Annotated in this window: 23 protein-coding genes; 9 read left to right on the top strand and 14 right to left on the bottom strand. The window is 51.0% G+C overall.

The annotated features are described in order from the left end of the window. A partial coding sequence (locus tag SMC1_RS10275) for a tetratricopeptide repeat protein (RefSeq protein ID WP_119086672.1) occupies positions 1 to 260 on the top strand: 260 nt, incomplete at its 5' end. On the opposite strand, the gene SMC1_RS11065 is transcribed toward SMC1_RS10275, so the two are convergent. Further along, entirely contained in the window at positions 257 to 430 is a 174-nt protein-coding gene (locus tag SMC1_RS11065) for a hypothetical protein (protein WP_165849450.1), read from the bottom strand. The two genes, SMC1_RS10275 and SMC1_RS11065, sit on opposite strands and share 4 nt — an antisense overlap. Here SMC1_RS11065 and SMC1_RS11340 point away from each other — a divergent pair. The 3 genes from SMC1_RS11340 (at position 355) to SMC1_RS11335 (ending at position 1,194) form a co-directional block, all read left to right on the top strand. Further along, on the top strand, positions 355 to 549 hold the full coding sequence (locus SMC1_RS11340; protein ID WP_413814614.1) for a hypothetical protein: 195 nt from the start codon (positions 355 to 357) through the stop codon (positions 547 to 549). The genes SMC1_RS11065 and SMC1_RS11340 overlap by 76 nt on opposite strands. Positions 550 to 579: 30 nt before the next feature. After that, entirely contained in the window at positions 580 to 948 is a 369-nt protein-coding gene (locus tag SMC1_RS10270; RefSeq protein ID WP_119086671.1) for a hypothetical protein, read from the top strand. A 66-nt stretch (positions 949 to 1,014) separates the two neighbouring features. Further along, positions 1,015 to 1,194, top strand: coding sequence for a cysteine hydrolase family protein (locus SMC1_RS11335; protein WP_119086670.1), 180 nt, complete (start codon positions 1,015 to 1,017; stop codon positions 1,192 to 1,194). Here the strand turns inward: SMC1_RS11335 and SMC1_RS10260 are convergent. After that, positions 1,149 to 1,688 carry a cysteine hydrolase family protein gene (locus SMC1_RS10260; protein ID WP_165849449.1) on the bottom strand — a complete coding sequence of 180 codons (540 nt, stop codon included), beginning with the start codon at positions 1,686 to 1,688 and terminating at the stop codon, positions 1,149 to 1,151. The two genes, SMC1_RS11335 and SMC1_RS10260, sit on opposite strands and share 46 nt — an antisense overlap. Before the next feature lie 100 nt (positions 1,689 to 1,788). On the opposite strand from SMC1_RS10260, the gene SMC1_RS10255 reads away from it, so the two are divergent. From SMC1_RS10255 to SMC1_RS10240, 4 genes are all read left to right on the top strand, one after another. Further along, a complete protein-coding gene (locus SMC1_RS10255; protein ID WP_119086668.1) occupies positions 1,789 to 2,181 on the top strand; it encodes a DUF6922 domain-containing protein in 393 nt (130 codons plus the stop codon). After that, on the top strand, positions 2,171 to 2,836 hold the full coding sequence (locus SMC1_RS10250) for a nucleotidyl transferase AbiEii/AbiGii toxin family protein (RefSeq protein ID WP_119086667.1): 666 nt from the start codon (positions 2,171 to 2,173) through the stop codon (positions 2,834 to 2,836). Before SMC1_RS10255 ends, SMC1_RS10250 begins: the two co-directional genes overlap by 11 nt. A gap of 53 nt (positions 2,837 to 2,889) precedes the next feature. Beyond that, complete coding sequence (locus SMC1_RS10245; protein ID WP_119086675.1) at positions 2,890 to 3,609, top strand: nitroreductase family protein; 720 nt, start codon at positions 2,890 to 2,892, stop codon at positions 3,607 to 3,609. Positions 3,610 to 3,791: 182 nt separating this feature from the next. Then, positions 3,792 to 4,538 carry a cysteine hydrolase family protein gene (locus SMC1_RS10240; RefSeq protein WP_207799420.1) on the top strand — a complete coding sequence of 249 codons (747 nt, stop codon included), beginning with the start codon at positions 3,792 to 3,794 and terminating at the stop codon, positions 4,536 to 4,538. On the opposite strand, the gene SMC1_RS10235 is transcribed toward SMC1_RS10240, so the two are convergent. The 4 genes from SMC1_RS10235 to SMC1_RS10220 form a co-directional block, all read right to left on the bottom strand. Continuing rightward, entirely contained in the window at positions 4,510 to 7,992 is a 3,483-nt protein-coding gene (locus tag SMC1_RS10235; protein WP_119086666.1) for a DUF4062 domain-containing protein, read from the bottom strand. The two genes, SMC1_RS10240 and SMC1_RS10235, sit on opposite strands and share 29 nt — an antisense overlap. Next, entirely contained in the window at positions 7,979 to 9,136 is a 1,158-nt protein-coding gene (locus tag SMC1_RS10230; protein WP_119086665.1) for a hypothetical protein, read from the bottom strand. The genes SMC1_RS10235 and SMC1_RS10230 overlap by 14 nt, the downstream gene beginning before the upstream one ends. A 1-nt stretch (position 9,137) precedes the next feature. Beyond that, positions 9,138 to 10,910, bottom strand: coding sequence for an ATP-binding protein (locus SMC1_RS10225; RefSeq protein WP_119086664.1), 1,773 nt, complete (start codon positions 10,908 to 10,910; stop codon positions 9,138 to 9,140). Between the two features lie 86 nt (positions 10,911 to 10,996). Beyond that, complete coding sequence (locus SMC1_RS10220; protein WP_126855226.1) at positions 10,997 to 11,275, bottom strand: hypothetical protein; 279 nt, start codon at positions 11,273 to 11,275, stop codon at positions 10,997 to 10,999. A 90-nt stretch (positions 11,276 to 11,365) separates the two neighbouring features. Here SMC1_RS10220 and SMC1_RS10215 point away from each other — a divergent pair, with 90 nt between their 5' ends. Further along, complete coding sequence (locus SMC1_RS10215; RefSeq protein ID WP_207799419.1) at positions 11,366 to 12,019, top strand: DDE-type integrase/transposase/recombinase; 654 nt, start codon at positions 11,366 to 11,368, stop codon at positions 12,017 to 12,019. A gap of 335 nt (positions 12,020 to 12,354) precedes the next feature. Here the strand turns inward: SMC1_RS10215 and SMC1_RS10210 are convergent, their stop codons facing one another. From SMC1_RS10210 to SMC1_RS11330, 8 genes are all read right to left on the bottom strand, one after another. Next, positions 12,355 to 13,461, bottom strand: coding sequence for an aldose 1-epimerase family protein (locus SMC1_RS10210; protein ID WP_207799418.1), 1,107 nt, complete (start codon positions 13,459 to 13,461; stop codon positions 12,355 to 12,357). After that, positions 13,377 to 14,342, bottom strand: coding sequence for a carbohydrate kinase family protein (locus tag SMC1_RS10205; RefSeq protein WP_119086661.1), 966 nt, complete (start codon positions 14,340 to 14,342; stop codon positions 13,377 to 13,379). Before SMC1_RS10205 ends, SMC1_RS10210 begins: the two co-directional genes overlap by 85 nt. A 37-nt stretch (positions 14,343 to 14,379) precedes the next feature. Further along, on the bottom strand, positions 14,380 to 14,838 hold the full coding sequence (locus SMC1_RS10200; RefSeq protein ID WP_119086660.1) for an RbsD/FucU domain-containing protein: 459 nt from the start codon (positions 14,836 to 14,838) through the stop codon (positions 14,380 to 14,382). Then, positions 14,831 to 15,004: a hypothetical protein gene (locus tag SMC1_RS10805; RefSeq protein WP_165849447.1), complete on the bottom strand. Its 174-nt coding sequence runs from the start codon at positions 15,002 to 15,004 to the stop codon at positions 14,831 to 14,833. Before SMC1_RS10805 ends, SMC1_RS10200 begins: the two co-directional genes overlap by 8 nt. Before the next feature lie 76 nt (positions 15,005 to 15,080). Then, the gene (locus tag SMC1_RS10195; protein WP_119086659.1) at positions 15,081 to 16,085 is read right to left on the bottom strand and encodes an ABC transporter permease; all 1,005 of its coding nucleotides are present in this window, start codon (positions 16,083 to 16,085) and stop codon (positions 15,081 to 15,083) included. 37 nt (positions 16,086 to 16,122) lie between these two features. Then, positions 16,123 to 17,640, bottom strand: coding sequence for a sugar ABC transporter ATP-binding protein (locus tag SMC1_RS10190; RefSeq protein WP_119086658.1), 1,518 nt, complete (start codon positions 17,638 to 17,640; stop codon positions 16,123 to 16,125). 102 nt (positions 17,641 to 17,742) lie between these two features. Next, positions 17,743 to 18,687 carry an ABC transporter substrate-binding protein gene (locus SMC1_RS10185; protein WP_119086657.1) on the bottom strand — a complete coding sequence of 315 codons (945 nt, stop codon included), beginning with the start codon at positions 18,685 to 18,687 and terminating at the stop codon, positions 17,743 to 17,745. A 336-nt stretch (positions 18,688 to 19,023) separates the two neighbouring features. Continuing rightward, positions 19,024 to 19,392: a hypothetical protein gene (locus tag SMC1_RS11330; RefSeq protein ID WP_119086655.1), complete on the bottom strand. Its 369-nt coding sequence runs from the start codon at positions 19,390 to 19,392 to the stop codon at positions 19,024 to 19,026. Between the last annotated feature and the right edge of the window lie 280 nt (positions 19,393 to 19,672).

Raw genomic sequence — 19,672 nt, 5'->3', positions numbered from 1 at the left:
ACAAAGCCCTGGAGCTTGACCCGTGCTATGCCAATGCCTGGTATGCCAAAGGCTTCAGTCTCCACAGCCTGGGCCGCGACGAAGAGGCCATCCTCTGTTATGACAAAGCCCTGGAGCTTGACCCGTGCAATGTCAATGCGTGGTACAACAAAAGCGTGTGTCTCGCCGGCCTGGGGCGTTCCGAAGAGTCCTTCCTCTGCTTTAAAAAGGCCCTGGAGCTTGACCCCTCCATGCACCTGCCTGATTCTGCAAAGCGTTAGTAGCGGATAGACTTAGCCAGTGGCGGGAAGCAGCGCTCTCCTACCTGCAGTTCCTGGCGCTCGCCCCACCACAGGATGCGGAACATGCGCGCGGATTTGCCCTGTCGGAGATATCGAGCAGGTCGATGGCAGGCCAGTTTGGCAGCATCACTGCCAGCAATGCTTTGCATGCCTGCAATGGTGCCCGAAAGAGGCCATACAGTTCGGCAAAGAGACGCCGCACGGGAAACGGTACCACCACCCCGGCGTAAAGTTGTCGGACATGATCTTGGATTGCCCAAAGAAGTAAGAATCAAACATAAACTGGGGAGGTACTCAAATGAGCGTGGTACAAAAAGCAATCGGCATCGGGCTGCTCTATCTCTTGACGATCGGCACAGGCATTTGGGTCAGTAATTCCGGCCAGCCGCTCAACATTCTGATATTTACGATTCATAAGTTGATTGCTCTTGCGACGGTCGTTCTCACAATCATCCTGTTTCGGGGTTTGCTCAAGAATGTTCAGACGGGCGCCCTGTTGTTGGGGTTGATGATTGCCTCGGCAGTGTTGGTAATCGCACTGTTCGTTACGGGAGCGATGTTCAGCACCGGGAAGCCGGTGAACGACCTGTTATTGACGGTCCATCGGGTTGCGCCGGTGCTACTGGCGGTTTCGACGGGGGTAGGGGTGTACCTGTTGATCAAGTGAAGGCCTGATGACCTGTGCCTTGACCATCGTGAGCTCCTCATTGACGTTCAGAAACACTATCAGAATATGGCTGTCGACGCAGTGAATGGCACCCAGTACGGCCACATCCTGAGATGGATGGGCATCGAGCACGTGGTGGTCGGTGGCTTGTTCACGGATCAGTGCGTTGCTGGCACCGTGCGCGACTTGTCGGACTGGAGCTATACGATTTTCCTGGCGGAGGACGCCACGTCAGCCGTAGCCTGAAGGCGAACGATACCCTGACTGAGCTTCGTGTTCCACTTGTCGATGATCTGCTCGCTGCCCGCGCTATTGGTACTGTGGGCATCTTGCACCAAGGTCACGTCATAGTCCAGGGCATGGGCACCCTTGCAGGTCGCCTGTACACAGCCGTCCGTCACCAGCCCCACGACGATGACCCTGCTTACGCGCAGGGTGTCCAGGTCACCCTTGAGGCGTGTGTCCTCGAAGGCATTGCCGTGGTGCTTGCGGATGAAGTGGTCGGTCTTCCGCGGCTTCAACGCCGGGTGCAGCTGCCATCCACTACTGCCCTCTATCAGTGTGGTCTTGGTTGAGTGCTGGACGTAGAACACCGGGGCGCCAGCGGCATGAGCGCGGTCGACTAGCGTGTTGATATTCTTCAGCACCAGGTCTCCCTGGTAGACGGGCGTCGACTTCTCAAACAAGTCACGTTGCACGTCGATGATCAGCAATGCCGTATTCGTACCGAGTTCTTCCACGTCACACCTTCTACATATCGTAACACGTTCCTCTTCCTGGGTCATCAGACTCTTGATTTACACCGCATGCTGTGTAAAATGTCTACAGGAGGTCCAGAAGATGAGTATCGTCGTTCACACGATTCATGGAAGACAGTATGCGTATGTCTCTCGACGCGAGGGCAAGCGCATGATTCAGACCTACCTTGGTCCCATGAGCAGGCCGGACGTTCAGGCTGCTGTCGATGGCTTGTCCGAGGAGAAGGGGATCCCTGAGCGCCTGCGCCGTCTGTTTTGGGACACAGATCCCGAATCGCTGGATCTCTCCCGGCATGCGACCGCCATCATTGAACGCGTCCTCGAGATGGGAGACCTGCAGGACGTGCGATGGCTGCAGCATCGTTATACCGGTACCACGATCGCGCAGGTCCTGACGCTTTCCAAAGGACTCTCACCACGCTCGCGGGTATTCTGGAACCTGTGGTTCGGCAGGGAGGTGCCCTGTGCATTCTGAGTGCTTGCAGCCCGACGCGGCGCATCTTCTGCCCGTCGTCGCCTCCGCCCTACAGCCATATAGCCCTGTCCTGGCAGGCGGTACAGCTCTTGCATTACATGTCGGTCACCGCGTGTCCGTCGACTTTGACTTCTTCACCGGGAACGAGTTCGACCCTGCCGCCGTTGTTCTGGCCACGCAGGCTACTTCGGTGGAAGTTCGCGTGCTGAAGCTGGAGCCAGAGACGGCGGTAATGATCGTGGACAGGGTCAAGGTGTCGCTGTTCCAGTATCCGTACCCCTTTGCCGAGCCCACGGAGCGGTTCAGCGGAGCTACGGTGGCGGGTATGGTCGATATTGCCGGGATGAAACTCATCGCCATCATGCAGCGTGGTGCCAGGCGCGACTTCGTTGATCTCTACGCAGTGCTCAAGACCACGCCGTTTCGTGTGATTGCGCACAATGCGATCCAGCGCTTCGGCCCGACACTCATCGAACCGGTCATCATCGGCAAGGCACTTGCCTGGTTTGCTGACGCCGATGCACAACCCGACCTGGCATATCTGGGAAAGCCCGTGCAGTGGTCGGTCATCAAGCGATTCTTCCGCTCCAGTGTGCCGCAGTTTGTCCTGGATCTTGAGGCAGAACGGGCAGACTCAGCGCGTGGGCAACTGTAGACGACGTCAAGACGATATTTCAGAACGAAAGGGAGTGTACACCCATGAATGAGGTGAACGAGGTTATCAAGCAGCTCCGGGAGAGAAAATCGGTACGCATCTTTGAGGATAAAGTCGTGCCCGATGCTGTCAAGAACGAGGTGATCGCGGCGGCCTTCGAAGCGCCGACTGCCGGCAACATGATGTTCTATACGATCATCGACGTGACGGATCAGAAGGTCAAGGATCAGCTGTCGGTGCTGTGCGACCATCAGCCCTTTATCGCCAAGGCCCCGCTCGTCCTCGTTTTCCTGGCCGATTACCAGCGGTGGTACGAAACCTACCGGGCGGCCGGACTTGCGGTGCGCAAACCAGCCGTCGGCGACTTGATGCTCGCTTGTGCGGACGCGTTTATCGCCGCACAGAACACCGTAGTGGCCGCCCAGTCACTGGGGCTCGGTTCCTGCTACATCGGCGACGTCCTCGAGAACTGCGAGCAGGTGAGGGAACTCCTGTCGCTGCCAGAATTCGTGATGCCCGCGACGCTGGTTGTCTATGGGTATCCTACGAGGCAGCAACTTGATCGCAAGAAGCCCGTGCGTTTTGGCAAGAGCTATATCGTCCATGAGAACGGCTACCGGAAAATGGAACCTGATGAGCTTCTTGGTATGCACTGCGAGCGGGGCGACAAGGAGAGCATCGATGCGCTCTGCAAACGGAAGTACCTGTCCGATTTCAGCATCGAGATGAACCGGTCAGTGGCGGAGTATCTGAAGAACTTCAGCAGCCGGTAACCCTCAGGCGGGTGGTCCGTTATCATTGAAAAGTGCCAGTATCCGATAATAAGGCACCAATTTGCGCTCCATATTATTGCCGACGATAATAGCGATCCGAGCAAAAAGGGGCGCAAGCGATATAGCAAGTATCTGTGAAAGCGATCACGTGGCGATTTTAACACTCATGATGGGAGGAAAAGATGGAAGACGCAACAATGCCGACGTTCAGGAAGTTCGCCAACCCCAACTTCGACGTGCATTCCGAAGGTGACTACTGGGAGAAGATCAAGCCGCTGAAGGCCAAGACGGCGCTGCTGATCATCGATGTTCAGAAGCACGACCAGGCCCTGTCGGTCGAGCTCAGAGATGCAGGCAACAGCTACCTGTTTGACCGGCTGAAGGCAACGGTCATCCCCAACGCCCGGCGGCTCCTCGACTTCTTCCGTGACCAGCAGATGGTCGTGACGTTCGCAACGCTCGGCAATCAGCGCGCAGACGGCCGTGATCGTTCGCCCACCCAGGCCAGACCGGGTTGGAACTACACCCTGCTCAAGATCGGCACCCGGGACCAGGAAGTTGTCGATGAGCTGAAGCCCTGCGACGGCGAGGTCGTCGTCTGCAAGACCACGGACAGCACCGTGATGGGCACCCAGTACGGCCACATCCTGCGGTGGATGGGCATCGAGCACGTGGTGGTCTGCGGCCTGTTCACGGATCAGTGCGTCTCCAGCACCGTGCGCGACCTGTCGGATTGGGGCTACACCGTCTTCCTGGTGGAGGATGCCACGTCGGCCATCAACGCCGAGCTTCAGGTCTGGGAGACCAGGATGCTTAACCAGATCTACTGCAAGGCGGTCTCAACCGAGGAAGTGCTTCAAGACCTAGCAGCCGAGCAGGAAACGACAGAGACGCACTCCCTCAAACTACTTCAAGTACAGAGTGAATGACACCTTGGACCTGCTTCTTCATGGCCTCCTCGGACAGGTAAGGGGACAGAGCCTGTTCAGCACACATCATAACGCTGAACAGCAGCATAAAGGCATAGTCATGGTCAGCCTTGTCTGGGTCAACGATGACGAATGACGTACTGCGGGTTCCAAAGCCAGTCTGCTGTGTGTCAGAAGTGCCGATTCTGGGTTGAGACTGTACCTCCAAGACGGCGTCATCAAGACTGTTGTCTTTGACATCGTCAGGAGTGCATATCATAACGTGTTGCGCCTGCATCTGACTTGGAGAACCTTCGCTCGGCTTGACGTCGGGAAGTCCATCAACAGCGCAGGAAGCCAAAACGGACCCAAAGGCAAGCTTGAAGACTCTTGCAGTGTTGGGGATCAGAAGAGTCTCTTCGAGAACCCTGCCAGCGGGATGCGAAGACAGGATGACACAGTCAAGAAACGACGCAGAATCGGCGTGTCGCCACGCTATGCGTGGTGCACCTGGCTGATGGCGAACACACCAATTGACTATGGGTGCAACGGAGATGGGAGTTTCCGAGACTAGCAAGCATCCAGCCAAAGCCCAGAGGAGGGCCCCATCGTGCGTGATCGCCTCAGGATCCTCCAGTCTGTAGGAATTGTCGAGGGTTTCGGCAATCTGGGAGCTGCCTCCGCTCATCAGAAGGAGATGCAGCGATGTACGGAGAAGCGGTCTGTTCCCGGTGTGCAGAGCAAGCAAAACAAGCCTCTCTGCGTCATCCTGTGGTTCGAGAGCGGTCACCAATCCGGAGGTTATACTGACGTTCCGATACTTGTCGCGTTCATAGTCTAGCAGGAGTCCTTGAGCCAGTGGCACTTCACCTGCGCGGTTGGCACAATCTGCACCCAATAGCAGATCGCGGTAGTCCGCGTCGGTGTCAGGCATCTCTCGGTATGCGCTGGCGGACTCCCGGTACAAGAGTGCAGCTTCGTGCCAGAGCCTCTGCTCTTTCCGTACGTATCCAAGCCACTCCGCCGCGAAGGCAATTCTTGCTCGATCCACGTATGTGCGCGATTCCGTCAGGGATTGCTCAAGGAAGATGGCGGCACCTTTCATGTCGCCCTTTTCGATTCTCACCCGACCCAGCAACTGCTTGGCATGCGTAGCAGTAGGAAGAAGGCTATGCGCTTCTGCTAACTGGAGGCCTTCCCGATAGCACTGCTCAGCTTCGTCGAGCTTCTCCATGTCCATATAGGCATTGCCCAAGTTGGTGATGTCCATCGCCTGGCGCCGGACATCTCCGGTTATCTTGCTGAGTCGCACGCATTCCGCCAGATCGTCCCTTGCCCCCGAGGGGTCCCCTGTCATGCGTCTGAGGCGAGCTCGTTGATTCAGGACGATCATCACTACTTCCCACAATCCATCTTTTCGCGCCGCATCAAGCCGTCTCTCCAGGATTGGACTCGCTTCGTCATATCGTCTCAACTCTACCATTGCTCCAGCGAGGTTGACTTCTGCCATCTGTACGCCGAATGAGTCCCCGGCCCGGCTCGAGTCCTCAGAAGCGGACTTAGTGTAGTCAATCACTCGTTGGTACAGTCCTAAGTTCATACACACAAATGCTAGGTTCATGTGAATGATACCGCGATCGCCAGCATCTTCTTCTGGGCAGCGTGACAGGGCTTCTTCCAGAATCCCGATTGCCTCACCGGCATGGACCGTTCCAACAAGCAGAGTTGCCTTCCATGCTCGAATGTTAAGGCTTCCATGATCCCCAGATAGGGAGATGGCCTTGTCTGCTTCTTGCTCAGCACGTGCGACGTCGCCTTCTGCGGCATAGACGCCCGACAACACAAAGTGAGCTTCGGCCACTCTGTCGTCACCGAAGCTCCCTGAGATGTAGTCCGTAGCTAGTTGCCTTGCCAGCGACCAGTTGCCTTGCACCGAAGCGAGGATCATCGCCTGTGGCAACACCGCCCCAGCTTCTGGATCGCCGGCGGCTAGCAGATGATAGCAGGCTCGGAGGATGTATCCCTTTGACTTGAAGTACTGACCTAGTTGGCGGTGATAGGCGTCATAGACACCTTGTGACTGCAGACGCGTGACAAGCCATTGACGAACGGTTTCACCTGTCATGCTAACGCGAGTACCATGGCATTGCAGGAAGGAATTTGCAGAGTCCAAGTCGACGACAAGCTGGGAAAGAGATCCGGCATCGGTCTTGGCTTGCGATTGAAGGCCCATGAGGTCTTCCACCAAGATGTCACCCCCATAAGCAAGAGAGACCATAGCCGCTAGATCGCGCTGAGAGGAAGAAAGGCGGCTCCACTGACGACGGAAGTATGCATCGAGAGTCTGGGGAGTACCATTCGTGTCAAGCTCAATGTTGCTCAGGAGACGTGGATTTCCTCCAGTCTGCTGAAGCACTTCATGAACTCTTGGCGGCGTCAGGTCCAGCCCTTCGGCTTTGGTGAGTTCCAGCGTCTCTTCATAGGTGAGTGGAGGAACTTGGATGGGAATTCCACCAATGTGGTTTGCCGCTTCTGCAGACTCGAAAGAGAGGACCAAGAGATAGTGCCCCTGCAGTTGTTCCACGAGAGTCTTTGAGACTTCAAGGTTGGCCGTGCAGTCGTCGAGCAACAAGAGAACATCGGGACTGGCAATCTTGATCAGCAGATTGATAGCTTGGTCTGCATTCAGGAACTCTCGTGGAACGGTCTTGCCAAGCGTCAGGGATACTCGGGTTGCAAGATGAGCTGCTATGGATGACAGGTCGCGGTTTGAAGTCGAGACATAGACACTTGGTTTCTGACAAGCCAGCAGTCCCAATAAGAATGTCTTGCCACAACCCCCCGGACCGGTCACTGCAACGGTGTGGCTTTCATCGAGTGTCGAAACGATGCGGCCAAGTAGATCGCTCCTGGGAAGCAAATGAGTGGCTTCCGCAAGTGTTGTCTTGAGGTCGGCCGTGTAATCGGGGGCCAGAACAGAGTCATCTATCGATGAGGCTGGCGTCGAGAGCTGGTGCACGATGTCAACGCGTACCTTCTTGGCCAGTTCCTCTGGCGTGTCATAGTGGCCGTAAGTGACCTTCGCTTCCCGTTCGATTCGTTGAATTAGGGCAGTCAACTTAGGATCCCGTTGCTCGTTCTCGACATTCTTCACATAGATGAGCCTTGGCAGATCAGCAGAGAGTTCAAATTCGTCCTCTAGGCCAGATATTGTGGAACCAGGCAGGAGCTGCCCGTATTTGTCGGCGTAGATTCCAACAAAGAACTTGGAGGTTTCGATAGCCTTTTCATATATGATTCTTGGGCTATCGGGGCTCGCTCCCATATCCTCGAAGAGGATTGGACGCATACCCAACTCCAGCAAGGCAGCTCTTACGGCCGTTCGCTCGGATTTGTTTGCTAGGCTTGAGCTGACGAAGACTTGTGGTCCCCAAGTAATTGTGGGCCACTCTGACGAACTGTCAGAACTGGTCATCTACTTCCCCTAGCAGCTCGAGACGTGCCAAAGCAGGCTGCACTTCCGCAGTCGTCATGGTTCTGTCGATGGCTGTGTTGTAGCGGCCCAGGAGCTCGCTGGCATCTGCGGCGATCTGTTCTCGGATATTCTCCTCGGCCAAGATACCATCGAACAGATCGGTATTGCTCACCATTTCCGGCTGATCGATAAGGAATTCGACCATATCTACCTGAGAGAGACGCTTGCCGCCTTCCTTCTGACCCACGGCCAAAGACCGGCGTTTGGAGGTAATGAGATTGCACTCGGCTTGCCATATCTGCCAGGTCCTGTAGCTTTGTCCGAGGAGTGACTCCTTGACTGATACTGCAGCAGTGGAGCCTGATAGTATGGCGAGAGAGATGGGGAAGAGACGATGCATTCGCTGTCGCCTCTCGGAGAATGTGCTGTCTGGGGGAGTGAATGGTTCAGGAGGCACGGTGCCGCCCGGACGTCCATCACCTGCATTGTTGGGTGGAATCTGCAGATACGTCCACGACAGCGACTGCAGCTTGACTTCGCTCTCGCGATATACGGGCAGTTCGTCCTTATGCAGATTTAGCTCGGGCATGTCGAACCCAGAGTGCGGACCGTTGTCGGGCTGCACAACGAAGGCTCCTATGTCAATGTCATGGAGAGAACCGTTGGCCAAGAGCATTCGCATAACTGCACTTGGCTGAGGAAAGGACTTCCTTGACATACCGATATACACGAGAGGTCGCAGGTCTAGTTGATAGCGTTTGGGGCAGAACAAATGAGTTACTGCATCCAAGTTCTCGGAGCACAAGAGAACTACTTCTCCAGAATCTCGGATGAGGAACTCGAGGTCCACTGCTCCGGTTCCACCTCGCTGACTGGCCCAATGAAGAAGTAGGTCGAACAGCTCCTGGGCAGCTTGTCTGCTTCGCAAGATGAAATTGAAGCCGAGGGGACGTCCATCAATGGCAGCAAGTGGCATCACGCCCAGAATATCCTCGTTCATAAGACGGGGAAGGGTCATATCTCCAACAAACATCACGACTACTCGCGAGCTGTAGTCACAGCCGCGCCGGTTCTGTGCGGCCACACCCTGCTGCCCGACTAGCTGCGAATCCGGCTGAGCACTGGCGGTCTTCTCTGGTTCCATACTAGAATCTCTCCGCAAACTCTCTTGCTGCCTTGTCCAGGTCTTTGTCGTCGACCTCTTCACCGCGGGTGGCCCAGGCGGGGAGAGGAAAGTTGATGAGGACGGGGGCGGGGATGTCGGGCTGGTGCACGATCATCGTGCCGGGCTTGATGATGGTGCTGCGCAGGCGGAAGGACTCGGGCAGGTAGTCGTACTCGGGGCTCTGGCTCTCGGCAAAGTCGAGGCGCCCGTTGACGCGGATGCTGCAGTTGCCGGTGATGCGCTTCTCGACGCGGCTGGCGGACTGCTGGGCGCCGATGAGGATGACACCCAGGGAGCGGCCACGCTCGGCGATGTCCAGCAGGATGTCCTGGATCGGGCTGTGTCCTTCGCGCGGGGCATACTTGTTGAGCTCGTCGAGGACGACGAAGACGTAGGGCTTGCGGCCCTGGGCCTCCTTCTGCGTCATCAGCATCTTGAGGGTGCTGCCTACGACGAACTTCTGCGCCACGGGCTTGAGCTTGCTGATGTCCACCACGGTGACGCGGTGCTGGTTGAACTCGAAGCGGTACTTATCGGGGTGGTCCACGTCGCTGCGGATCACGCCCTTCATGGCGTCGGCCGCCACGCGCAGCCGGCGCAGGAAGGCCAGCTGGGTGCCCTGGTTGTCGAAGGAGGTGAACCAGCCACCGGATGACGGGCGCTTGCCCTTCTTGCCGTCGTCCTCGACCGGGCCCATGATGTCGGTCTCCAGGATGGTGATGAGGTCGCGCAGGTCGCCGATGGTCTGGCCCTGGTACACGAGGGCTCCGCTGTGAGCGTCGTTCTCCACGTTGAGTTTGGAGACCAGGTAGTCCAGCCGGTTGGTAAGATGCTGGATGAGGCCGTAGAGGTTGGTCGTCTCCTGGTCGCCCTCGGCGAAGAGGAAGGGGAGCAGGCGGTCCTGCGCAAACTGCCGCATGGTCCAGACGTAGGGGATGACGCCCTCCTGGCGCTGCTCGGTGCTGGGCGAGGGGACCTCACTGTCAGACTTGGGGGACGTGAAGAAGCGCACGTCGGTGAAGGGTGTGGTGGGCAGGCCCATCTTCGCGTAGACGGCGCGGTGGTCGTCGGTCAGGCCCTTGTTGGGCTTGTCGAGGAACAGCATGTCCTCGCCCTTGACGTTGAAGACGATGCTGCGCGCGGCGGCCTTGTCGGCGGACGGCATGCCATCCTGCATCTGCTGGTCGCCCTGTTTGGTGCCCTCGAAATGGAAGATGGAGTACAGGAGGAAGAGGGCGAACGACGTCTTGGTGGCCACACCGCTGACGCCGCTGATACTGACGTGTGCGCCTTTGGCGCCGTTGAGGAACTCGAAGTTGACGTAGAAGGGTTCCTTGTTGCGCATGATGCCAACGGGCACGCGCTGCTTCATGACGTCGAAGCTGAGTGCCTTGTCCAGGTCGGCGCCGGTGGCGCGGTAGACGAAGTCGGCTGGGTGCGGGGCGACAAAGACCTCGGGTTCCAGCTTGGTGACCTGTACCTTGCCCACGTAGGCGACACCTGCGGGCATGATGCCCTGGCGCACGATGGTCGTGTCGCTGTCGAACTGGATGCCCTCATGGTACTGCTGGACCTCGATGACGGTGCCGTAGAAGGTGACGGCCTCGACGCCGGCATACCCCTCGACCGCGGACCGCACGAAGACGACGTCGTCCATCTCCAGGTAGTTGTGCTGGTCGACGAGGACATAGAACTCCAGCGACGATGCGGGCTTGGTGCCCAGAACGAACCCAATTGGTAATGCCTCTCCCATCCCCACTCCTTTTGCTGTGTCAAGCAATCCAAGGCAGTATAGCGCAAAAGGGCGCAGAGCGTCAACGCGTACGACACTCGGCAGTGCTACCTTCTCATTGATTGAAAGCCGATGATGCCGAGAATCACTGCAAGAGCGCCTAGCCCAAAGAAGACGATGGCGTCGAAACGGTGTGATTTCCGCAGTGCAGCCTTCTTTGCCGGGACGGCTTTCACGTAGAGCAGTCCTGTGATAGGGGTCAAAATCAAAAACACATCCGCCAGCAGGGCAACCCAGAAGTGCGGCAGAGTGGGCCTGAGGGCTCTTGTTGCAAGAAGTTCAGCAGCACCGAGCAGAACGAGGACGACGCCGATCCCACCCACCACTTTATGGGTGCTCAGTTTTTTGCCACCCTTGTCCCTTGCACCAATGATACCTACACCAAGATAAGAGCAGTTCCCAAGATGCCGGGTAGAGTGCCAAAAGAACTAGAAGAGCAGTTGCTAACCTTCATAAAAGAATATCCTCCCTATGGGTCAGAACGAACAGAGACAGAACTAACATCTGTTGATATCTCTGTTGGTCATACCGGTATCTACAATATCCTTAAGAAAAGAGGCTTAACTACAGCGAAAGCTCGCATGGAATGGGTAAGGAAAGTATCTGGAGAGATCATCACCCAAGATGAAATAGCCAGAGATAAGGAGAAAACAAAGAATAATCACATAGAAGCAAAGTATCCAGGTCAGTTGATAGGACAGGACACGCTCCATATCGGTTGCTTAAAAGGAAGAGGAAGAATCTCTCATCACGTTGTCGGTGACTGCTTCTCCTCTTTTGGAGCAGCTAACGTTGATGATAACAAAACCACCAAGGTTTCTACAGACGTTGTAGAGAATCATCTTGCCAGGAAATTTGCTCCAGTAAAGATACAGAGAATCCTTACCGATTGTGGAACAGAGTCTACCACCTGGCATGAGGAAGCAATACCAAATCACGAAGTTGAGAGGACATGCAACAGACTTGGGATAAAGCACGCCACGACCAAGGTACAGCATCCCTTGACCAATGGTTACGGAGAGAGGCTCAAGAAAACCCTCTTAGATGAATTCTACGCTGTTGCCTTCTGAAAGAAGCGATATGAGCGTATTAAAGAGTTGCAAATTGATCTGGATACCTTTATGGATTATTACAACTACCAGGAGGTTCTGGAGTGCCAACTTGTACCCACATCTTGAAGTCAGGACATATGGGGAAATCCCAACTTATGGTTTCGCGTGGAATCAAGCTATTAATGCCCTATTTTCTGTCTGATTGGAACTCCTATTTACACAAAATCCGCTTTGATGCCTCAGTTTTAGCATATAATGGCCAATTGATTTTTCCCCTGCAACAGAATTTTATCTGATTTAAATCCTGTTTATACAAAATTCGCTGAGTTGCCTACGATAAATTTGATACGGTCTCAATCAGTAATCCAATTTTTTTTGTCTTTGTCTAATATGATTATATTAATATCAAATATAGCTGTTTCAAACGGCGCCAAAGTTTTTAAAGTTTTCTGTTTGCGTTCTTCCACTCTGGCTTCAACATGACAGTTACACGGCTCCAAACCAACAACATAGTCACCTGAGGCCATACTTTTCCATTGTGTAAAGTACGGAAACTGTTTTTTATTAAAGCAAAGTTGAACGCCGATTCCCAGCGCATCGTTCACAATTGTGGCAGTGGTATTGCCGTCCTTATCAGCAATTAAATCATGATAAAAAACCTGTTCAGGCAAATTGTCAACCGGCTTAGAAAATTTGTCCCAATTCCAATTAGAAGTCGACTTGTTCTCCCCCTTTAGCGTAGTTTTTTGTGTTGGAAGAATGATACGGCTGTTTTCATCCAATAAAGGATAGCCAATATTGTAATGATACAGAAACATTAGCGGTGCTTCAGCAAAGGCTTCATTCGTTACCTCATCATGAATATGGACAATATTAGACTCATATATTGTTGAAATCGTACGTCGTAAAACGATATTTTCACCAAAAAGCATTGCTTCGCGCATTTCACCTTTAATTTCAAGTTTATATTGATCCATTTCCCAGTATGTGTCACAGCAAACATGCTCGGCAGGAGTAGTACGCAGTCGGCCATGCATCACTAATTGTTGATTGCCATCCATAACCGGCCCACCCACATTGTCTGTGCCGCAGGTAAAAAACAAGCCGCACATCATGCTGTGTTGCGCTTCGGCACCATTTGTATCATATTGATTACGTCCCTGCAGCCCCGGTTTGCTCAAGAAATTCAAGCCAATCCCTTTATAGCTCAATTGACAAATATCCAGACATTTGTCCTCCATAGCTGTAAAACTGATTTCTCCGCTTTTAACCTCAATCGCTTTCATTCCTCCAGCGCGGCCCTCTTCAAACTGGATTTTTCTCGCATAAGCAATTTGTTGCATGCTGCCAATTTTTTTAAGCAGTTCCTGTTTCATCATCTTCTCACCTTCTGCTGATAAAGGTTCATCACGTCTTTCAAATACGGCATCGCAGGAATTGCACCCCTCTTTTGCACGCACAAAGTTGCTACCGCATTGGCAAATTCTACGAAGTCGTTTGCTTCTTCTGCAGTTAATTCCCCCGGCCTTTTGTTGCTCTGCACCAGCTTATATAAAAAGCCACCCCAGAAAGCGTCACCCGCTCCAGTCGTGTCCACAACAGTACAATCAATTGCTTTTACCTGTGCAAGCGATGTTTTTGTACGTATCAACGCTCCGTCCTTACCTAAAGTAATCACTGCACAAGGAATTCCGCTTTCAATCAGGATTTTTGAAGCATCATCAGGAGATTTCGCTCCTGTGAGCAACTCAGTCTCCTCATCGCTCATTTTAATAATATCGACAAGAGAAAGCACGCTTCGCATACGTACCATTGCTTCCTCTCTACTCTTCCAGAGTAACGCCCTATAGTTAGGATCATAAGAAATGATCGCACCGGAAGACTTAGCTGTCTCCACCGCGGAGAACGTAGTTGACCGCGCAGGTTCATCTGTAAGTGAGAGAGAACCGAAATGAAATACTTTTGTATTTTTTATGATGTCCTCATTCAATTCGCCTATTCTCAAACAGGTATCTGCTCCTGGTTTGCGTGCAAATGAAAAGCTTCGCTCTCCACTTTCGGAAAGTTCAACAAAAGCCAGAGTTGTAAACACATTTGAGTCTTGCACCAACCCCGTCGTACACACTTTTTGGGATTGTAAGGTTTCGTACAGAAAATCCCCATGCATGTCTTGGCCTACCTTGCCAATAAATGCGGTCTTTAATCCCAAATTTGACAGTGCACACAACACGTTGGCAGGAGCACCTCCGGGATTTTGCTCAAACAAGCGCATTCCAGCAGGGGATATCCCACAAGGAGTAAAATCAATCAATAATTCACCTAGAGCTGTTACATCAAACATGGAAACACCTCACTACTAACTTAGCAAAGGTGGATACTCATAAAAAGTATCCGCCTTTTGATCTATAGGGGGAAACCTGTTTTTCACAATACCAACGCAAGCCGCCTGCGCAAACCAAAACAATATTCGAATTTGCAGTAAAGTCGCCAGTATGGATTACAAATTGTACTTGTTTTGTAATGTCATCACGCAGCATCGGGTGAGGAACAATTTCAACATCAATATCCTGTTCGAAGCAGGACACAAATTCCACCCGCCTGGATGGACTTACAGCAACAGTAGCCTGTGAAAGAATTATTTTCTCAACAGAAACATGCTTAAGTACTTCCATTAACACCTCAACAGCCGTCGGAACGTTTGGTGCTAACGAAACATCTATCACTTCAGTTATATTTGGAACGGCAAGATCAGCATCTACAATCATCATTTTGTCCGTATGTCCCATTTTACTGATTTCCGCTGCCATTCCACGATTTAATATTTCTGTTTCAGTCATAACGGTTCTCCCATCTCTCGTAGCAACACATGAGAATATCATACATCTCATCAATGGTTGCCACACGAGGATTATTCTTGTAATCACCCAATACCTGACCGCAGCCAACTACCGTAGTAGCCACCATAACTACGCATAATAAAACTGCCACAATTTTCCCGTTCATCACCAAAACCTCCCTGTTCTTTACACATTAAAGCATTTGCTTTAACTTGGTTTTTGTACTAACAGGTTACAGTTATTTATTCTTTCGTTTTCTTTCTAGGCTTTCCTGTGCGGATAACAACGTCAAGCAAAACGGATATAACCACGATTGTTCCGATTACTATATTGCGAATTGCGACCGGTGCGCCTGCAAACTGGAGACCATTCTGAAGTACTCCCCAAATAGATGCGCCGATAACAGTACCAATGAGAATTCCTTGACCGCCAAGTGTGGAAACACCGCCAATAACAGCAGCTGCAACCGCGTACAGCTCGTACATATTACCGGCATCCATCGTTCCCATGCCAGCGGCTGCACTAGTGATAAGACCAACCACACAGGCGCAAAATGCGCTCACGACATATGCAATGGTGATAGAACGAGCCGTATTCACACCGGACAATTTGGAAGCCTCAATATTACTGCCAACCGCATAAATATAACGCCCGCTGCGGGTCTTGCTCAGAAGAAAATCAAACACCAAGAACAATACGACAGCAATCCAAATGGTGTTGTAAAGTCCCAATATTTTACCATAGTAGAACACGTTTCTGAAGGTCTGTGCCGCATCGCCGACTGCATCTGTATTATAGTTATTATTGACAATTTGGGCGACACCTCTGGCGATTGTCATGGTACCCATTGTGGCAATGAAAGGCGGCAGCTTCCATTTTGCAACCAAAGCACCGTTGAGGATACCGACTCCGATGCAAACGATAATTGTAAGTAACATTGCAATCCAAGGATTCACACCTTTTGTCATCAGGGTTGCAGATATCATACAGCTCATACCTACAACAGAACCAATTGACAAGTCAATATTTCCCGTAATAAGCACATAGGTCTGGCCGATACCAATAATGAAGATTGGTGCAACCTGGCGAAGAAGGTTTCCAACATTCCTTCCTGAATGAAAGGATGGACTTAAAAAACTAAACGCAACGCATAATATGGCAAGAGCCACTGTAACGGTTAGAACCTGGCGCATGCCCCTAATGGCCAAGAACTCTTCCCAAGGACTTTGTTTCTCTCTATTTTCCATTTTCCAACGCTCCCGAATGTATTTAGTTGCTATTACATTAAATATTTACTGCTTGCTCGAACTTTGAATCAAATTTCGTTGCACATTGCAGAATTTGATCTTGCGTCGCTTCTTCAGTCGCCAGTTCACCTGTAATCTTTCCATCACACATTACCAGAATTCTGTCACTAATACCCATAACCTCAGGCATTTCAGAAGAAACAAAAAGTACGCCGATACCTTGCTGTTTCAATTTGTTCATAATATTGTAGATTTCAACCTTTGCGGCTACATCAATGCCTCTTGTCGGTTCGTCAAATATAACCACACGAGAATTTCGAGCCAGCCATTTGGCAACAACCACTTTTTGCTGGTTACCGCCTGAAAGGGTTCCTACATTCGTACCGGCATTCGTCAATTTAACCCTCAAATTGGAAACCGCTTTGTCCGTCATTGCCTTTTCTTTCTTCTTATCTACAACGCCGATTTTATTGCAAAGCAAATCCCAATTTGGTAAAGCAATGTTATCCTGCACAGTGAGTCTAATACATAATCCATCTCTTCTTCGGTCTTCCGGGACAAGCACGATTCCAGCTCGGATCGCATCAATCGACCCGTTAATGATCACTTTTTTGCCATCTACAAAAATTTTGCCAGACTCTTTTGGGTCCGCGCCAAAGATAGCTCTTGTAGTTTCCGTTCGTCCCGCACCCATAAGGCCTGCAATGCCGACAATTTCTCCTTCATATAAGTCAAAGTTAATATTGCGAACCATTTTCCCCGCATTCAAATTCTTTACTTCAAATATCTTCTTGCCTTGTTTACAAGTGACACGCGGGAATTCTTCTTTTATTTCGTGGCCAACCATGTTGGAAATAATTTCCGACGTATTTGTATCTTCGAAATTCATGGATACAATGCACCTGCCATCGCGCATAATGATTACACGATCAGCAATATGTTGCAATTCCTCGAGCCGGTGAGATATGTAAACAATGCCACAGCCTTCCACTTTCAGCTTCCTTATAATTATAAACAAATCATCAATTTCATTTGAAGTTAAGGAAGATGTCGGCTCATCCATAATCAAGATTTTTGCATTTATGGAAAGCGCTTTTGCAATTTCCACCATTTGCTGTTTGGAAGTCGCCAAATCACCAACAATGGTAGCAGGATCAATGTCTATATTCAATCGGTCCAGAATGGCTTTTGCTTCCCGGTTCATTTCTTTATTTGAAAGAACTCCGGAATGGGTTTTCTCGTGCCCTAAAAAGATGTTCTCCGCAACCGAAAGGTGTGAACACATATTTAGTTCCTGATCGATAATTGCTACGCCCAGTTTCTGTGCTTTCTTTGGTGTTAAATCTTCAATCACTTGGTCAAGGATTTTCATCTCACCGTCATCTCTCATATAGGCGCCGCTCAAAATTTTCATAAGAGTTGATTTTCCGGCACCATTTTCTCCCACCAGCGCTAAAACTTCTCCGGATTTCAGATTAAACGAAGCATCGTCCAATGCCCTTACTCCGGGGAAACTCTTATTTATGTGATTCAGTTCGACTATGTATTCCCCCATAAGATTCACCTGCCCTTATTTGTTTGATACTCGTTACTTACGCACCAAAGCCCAGTCAAACTATCGCTTGACTGGGCTTTGTGTTCAAACTGCGGAACTTTTCTACTTAATAGAGTCTTTGTTGAGAACGGAAACACCAGTGTCAACCAACTTATTCGGAATTGCTTCTCCCTTAATCGCCTCGACAGCTGCTTTCATGCCTTCGTATCCCATTGTATCAGGATTCTGAGCCATAGAGCATAGAATAGAACCGTCCTTTATTAGACCAAGGATTGCATCCGATTTATCAAAGCCGACACCAATAATGTCTTTTTTGCCGGAACTTTTAATCGCGTTGCCAACACCTACGGTGCTGCCTTCATTTGCTCCGAAAATACCTACAACACCTGCTGTGATGTAGTTATCTGCGATATCCTGCGATTTAACGGCATCACCTTCGCCATACTGGGTTTGGAGCAATTGATAGTTTGTGCCTTTAAATGCATCACGGAAACCTGCTTCACGTTTGAGAGTGGAATCGGTGGAGGCGTTAACGGTGACAATACCTATTTTGCCATCTTTTTTACCGGCTGCTTCCAAAGCCTTAATCATTTGTTCACCCGCTGTTTTACCAGCAGCCTGATTATCTGTGGCAAATGTAGCAGCGGCTTCGGTTTTTGCCGGAGAGTCCACATAAATAATTTTGATACCCTGAGTTTTTGCCCCTTCTAATGATGCAGAAATGGCATCGGGGCCGTTCGCTGCAATCATGATTGCATCCGCACCATCAGCAATGGCATTATTAACACATTCGATCTGCTGCGCGTCATCCTTCTTACTTGGTGCCATCCATTTGTAGTCAACGCCAAGTTCTGCGGCCGCCCTTTTTGCACCCTTATCCACTGCTACCCAGTGCTGATCCATGCTGTCCATGGTAATCAAAATTACTTTATACTTGCTGTCGGAACCGTTGGGTGGTGCTGTGCCTGTTCCTCGACTGCAGCCCACTACTGTAATAGTAGCCGCCATGACTGCGCATAATAAAACTGCCAAAATTTTTCTGCTCATTACAAGAACCTCCCTGTTTTTTATGCTGTCCTGGCTTCAAGATGTGGGTACCAATTGATGCTCCAGAACCTCCTTGCTTTTGTTCTCTGTCTCAACAGAATCATAGGCAAAAGTCAAATGTTCTTGCACCTCCTTCTCGCCCCTGATTGATTCTCGTACTTTTGGTATAACACTTTTCTTATTTGACGTCAAATTCTTCTGAAGATGTGCCTTTGCTGGTATTCTAAAGCCACTCTGCTTCAATTTGTATCCTTGATGTATTCTTCGGTAGTTGTAATAATCCATAAAGGTATCCAGATCAATTTGCAACTCTTTAATACGCTCATATCGCTTCTTTCAGAAGGCAACAGCGTAGAATTCATCTAAGAGGGTTTTATTGAGCCTCTCTCCGTAACCATTGGTCAAGGGATGCTGTACCTTGGTCGTGGCGTGCTTTATCCCAAGTCTGTTGCATGTCCTCTCAACTTCGTGAGTTGGTATTGCTTCCTCATGCCAGGTGGTAGACTCTGCTCCACAACCGGGAAGGGTTTTCTCTATCTTTCCTGGAGCAACCTTCTTGGCAAGATGATTCTCTACAACGTCTGTAGAAATCCTGGTAGTTTTGTTATGGCCGCCAGTAACTCCAAGCGCATAAAGCGTTAGGGTGAAGAGGTGGAGAGTTACAGGAGAATTGAATCGGAAGAACCAGAAACAATTCATTTTCATATAGCTTTTGACGAGGCAATTCGCGCTCTTGACGAAATTTATGAAATGTTTTAGAATTTTCCTAAAAGAACTCGTTGGAAGTAACATGTTATAATTTTAAGTTTTTTTCGTTGGAAACGGAATGACGGTGGTAGAGTTTGGCTAGGCCCCAACGATTTGAAGCAATGAGCAGGTGACGCAGTTGTGTCTCTCAGGGCACGCCGATGGAAGAGCCGAATCAGGTCAAAGAAGAGAGCAACAGGAGGAGATATCGTCATGATAACAAGAAGTCAAGTGAAGA

The sequence above is a fragment of the Candidatus Cryosericum septentrionale genome (assembly GCF_003570995.1).
In the GTDB taxonomy this organism is placed as follows: Bacteria; Caldisericota; Caldisericia; order Cryosericales; family Cryosericaceae; genus Cryosericum; species Cryosericum septentrionale.
The sequence above is the reverse complement of the archived record's forward strand: the minus strand, read 5'-3'. Positions and strand labels throughout refer to the sequence as shown.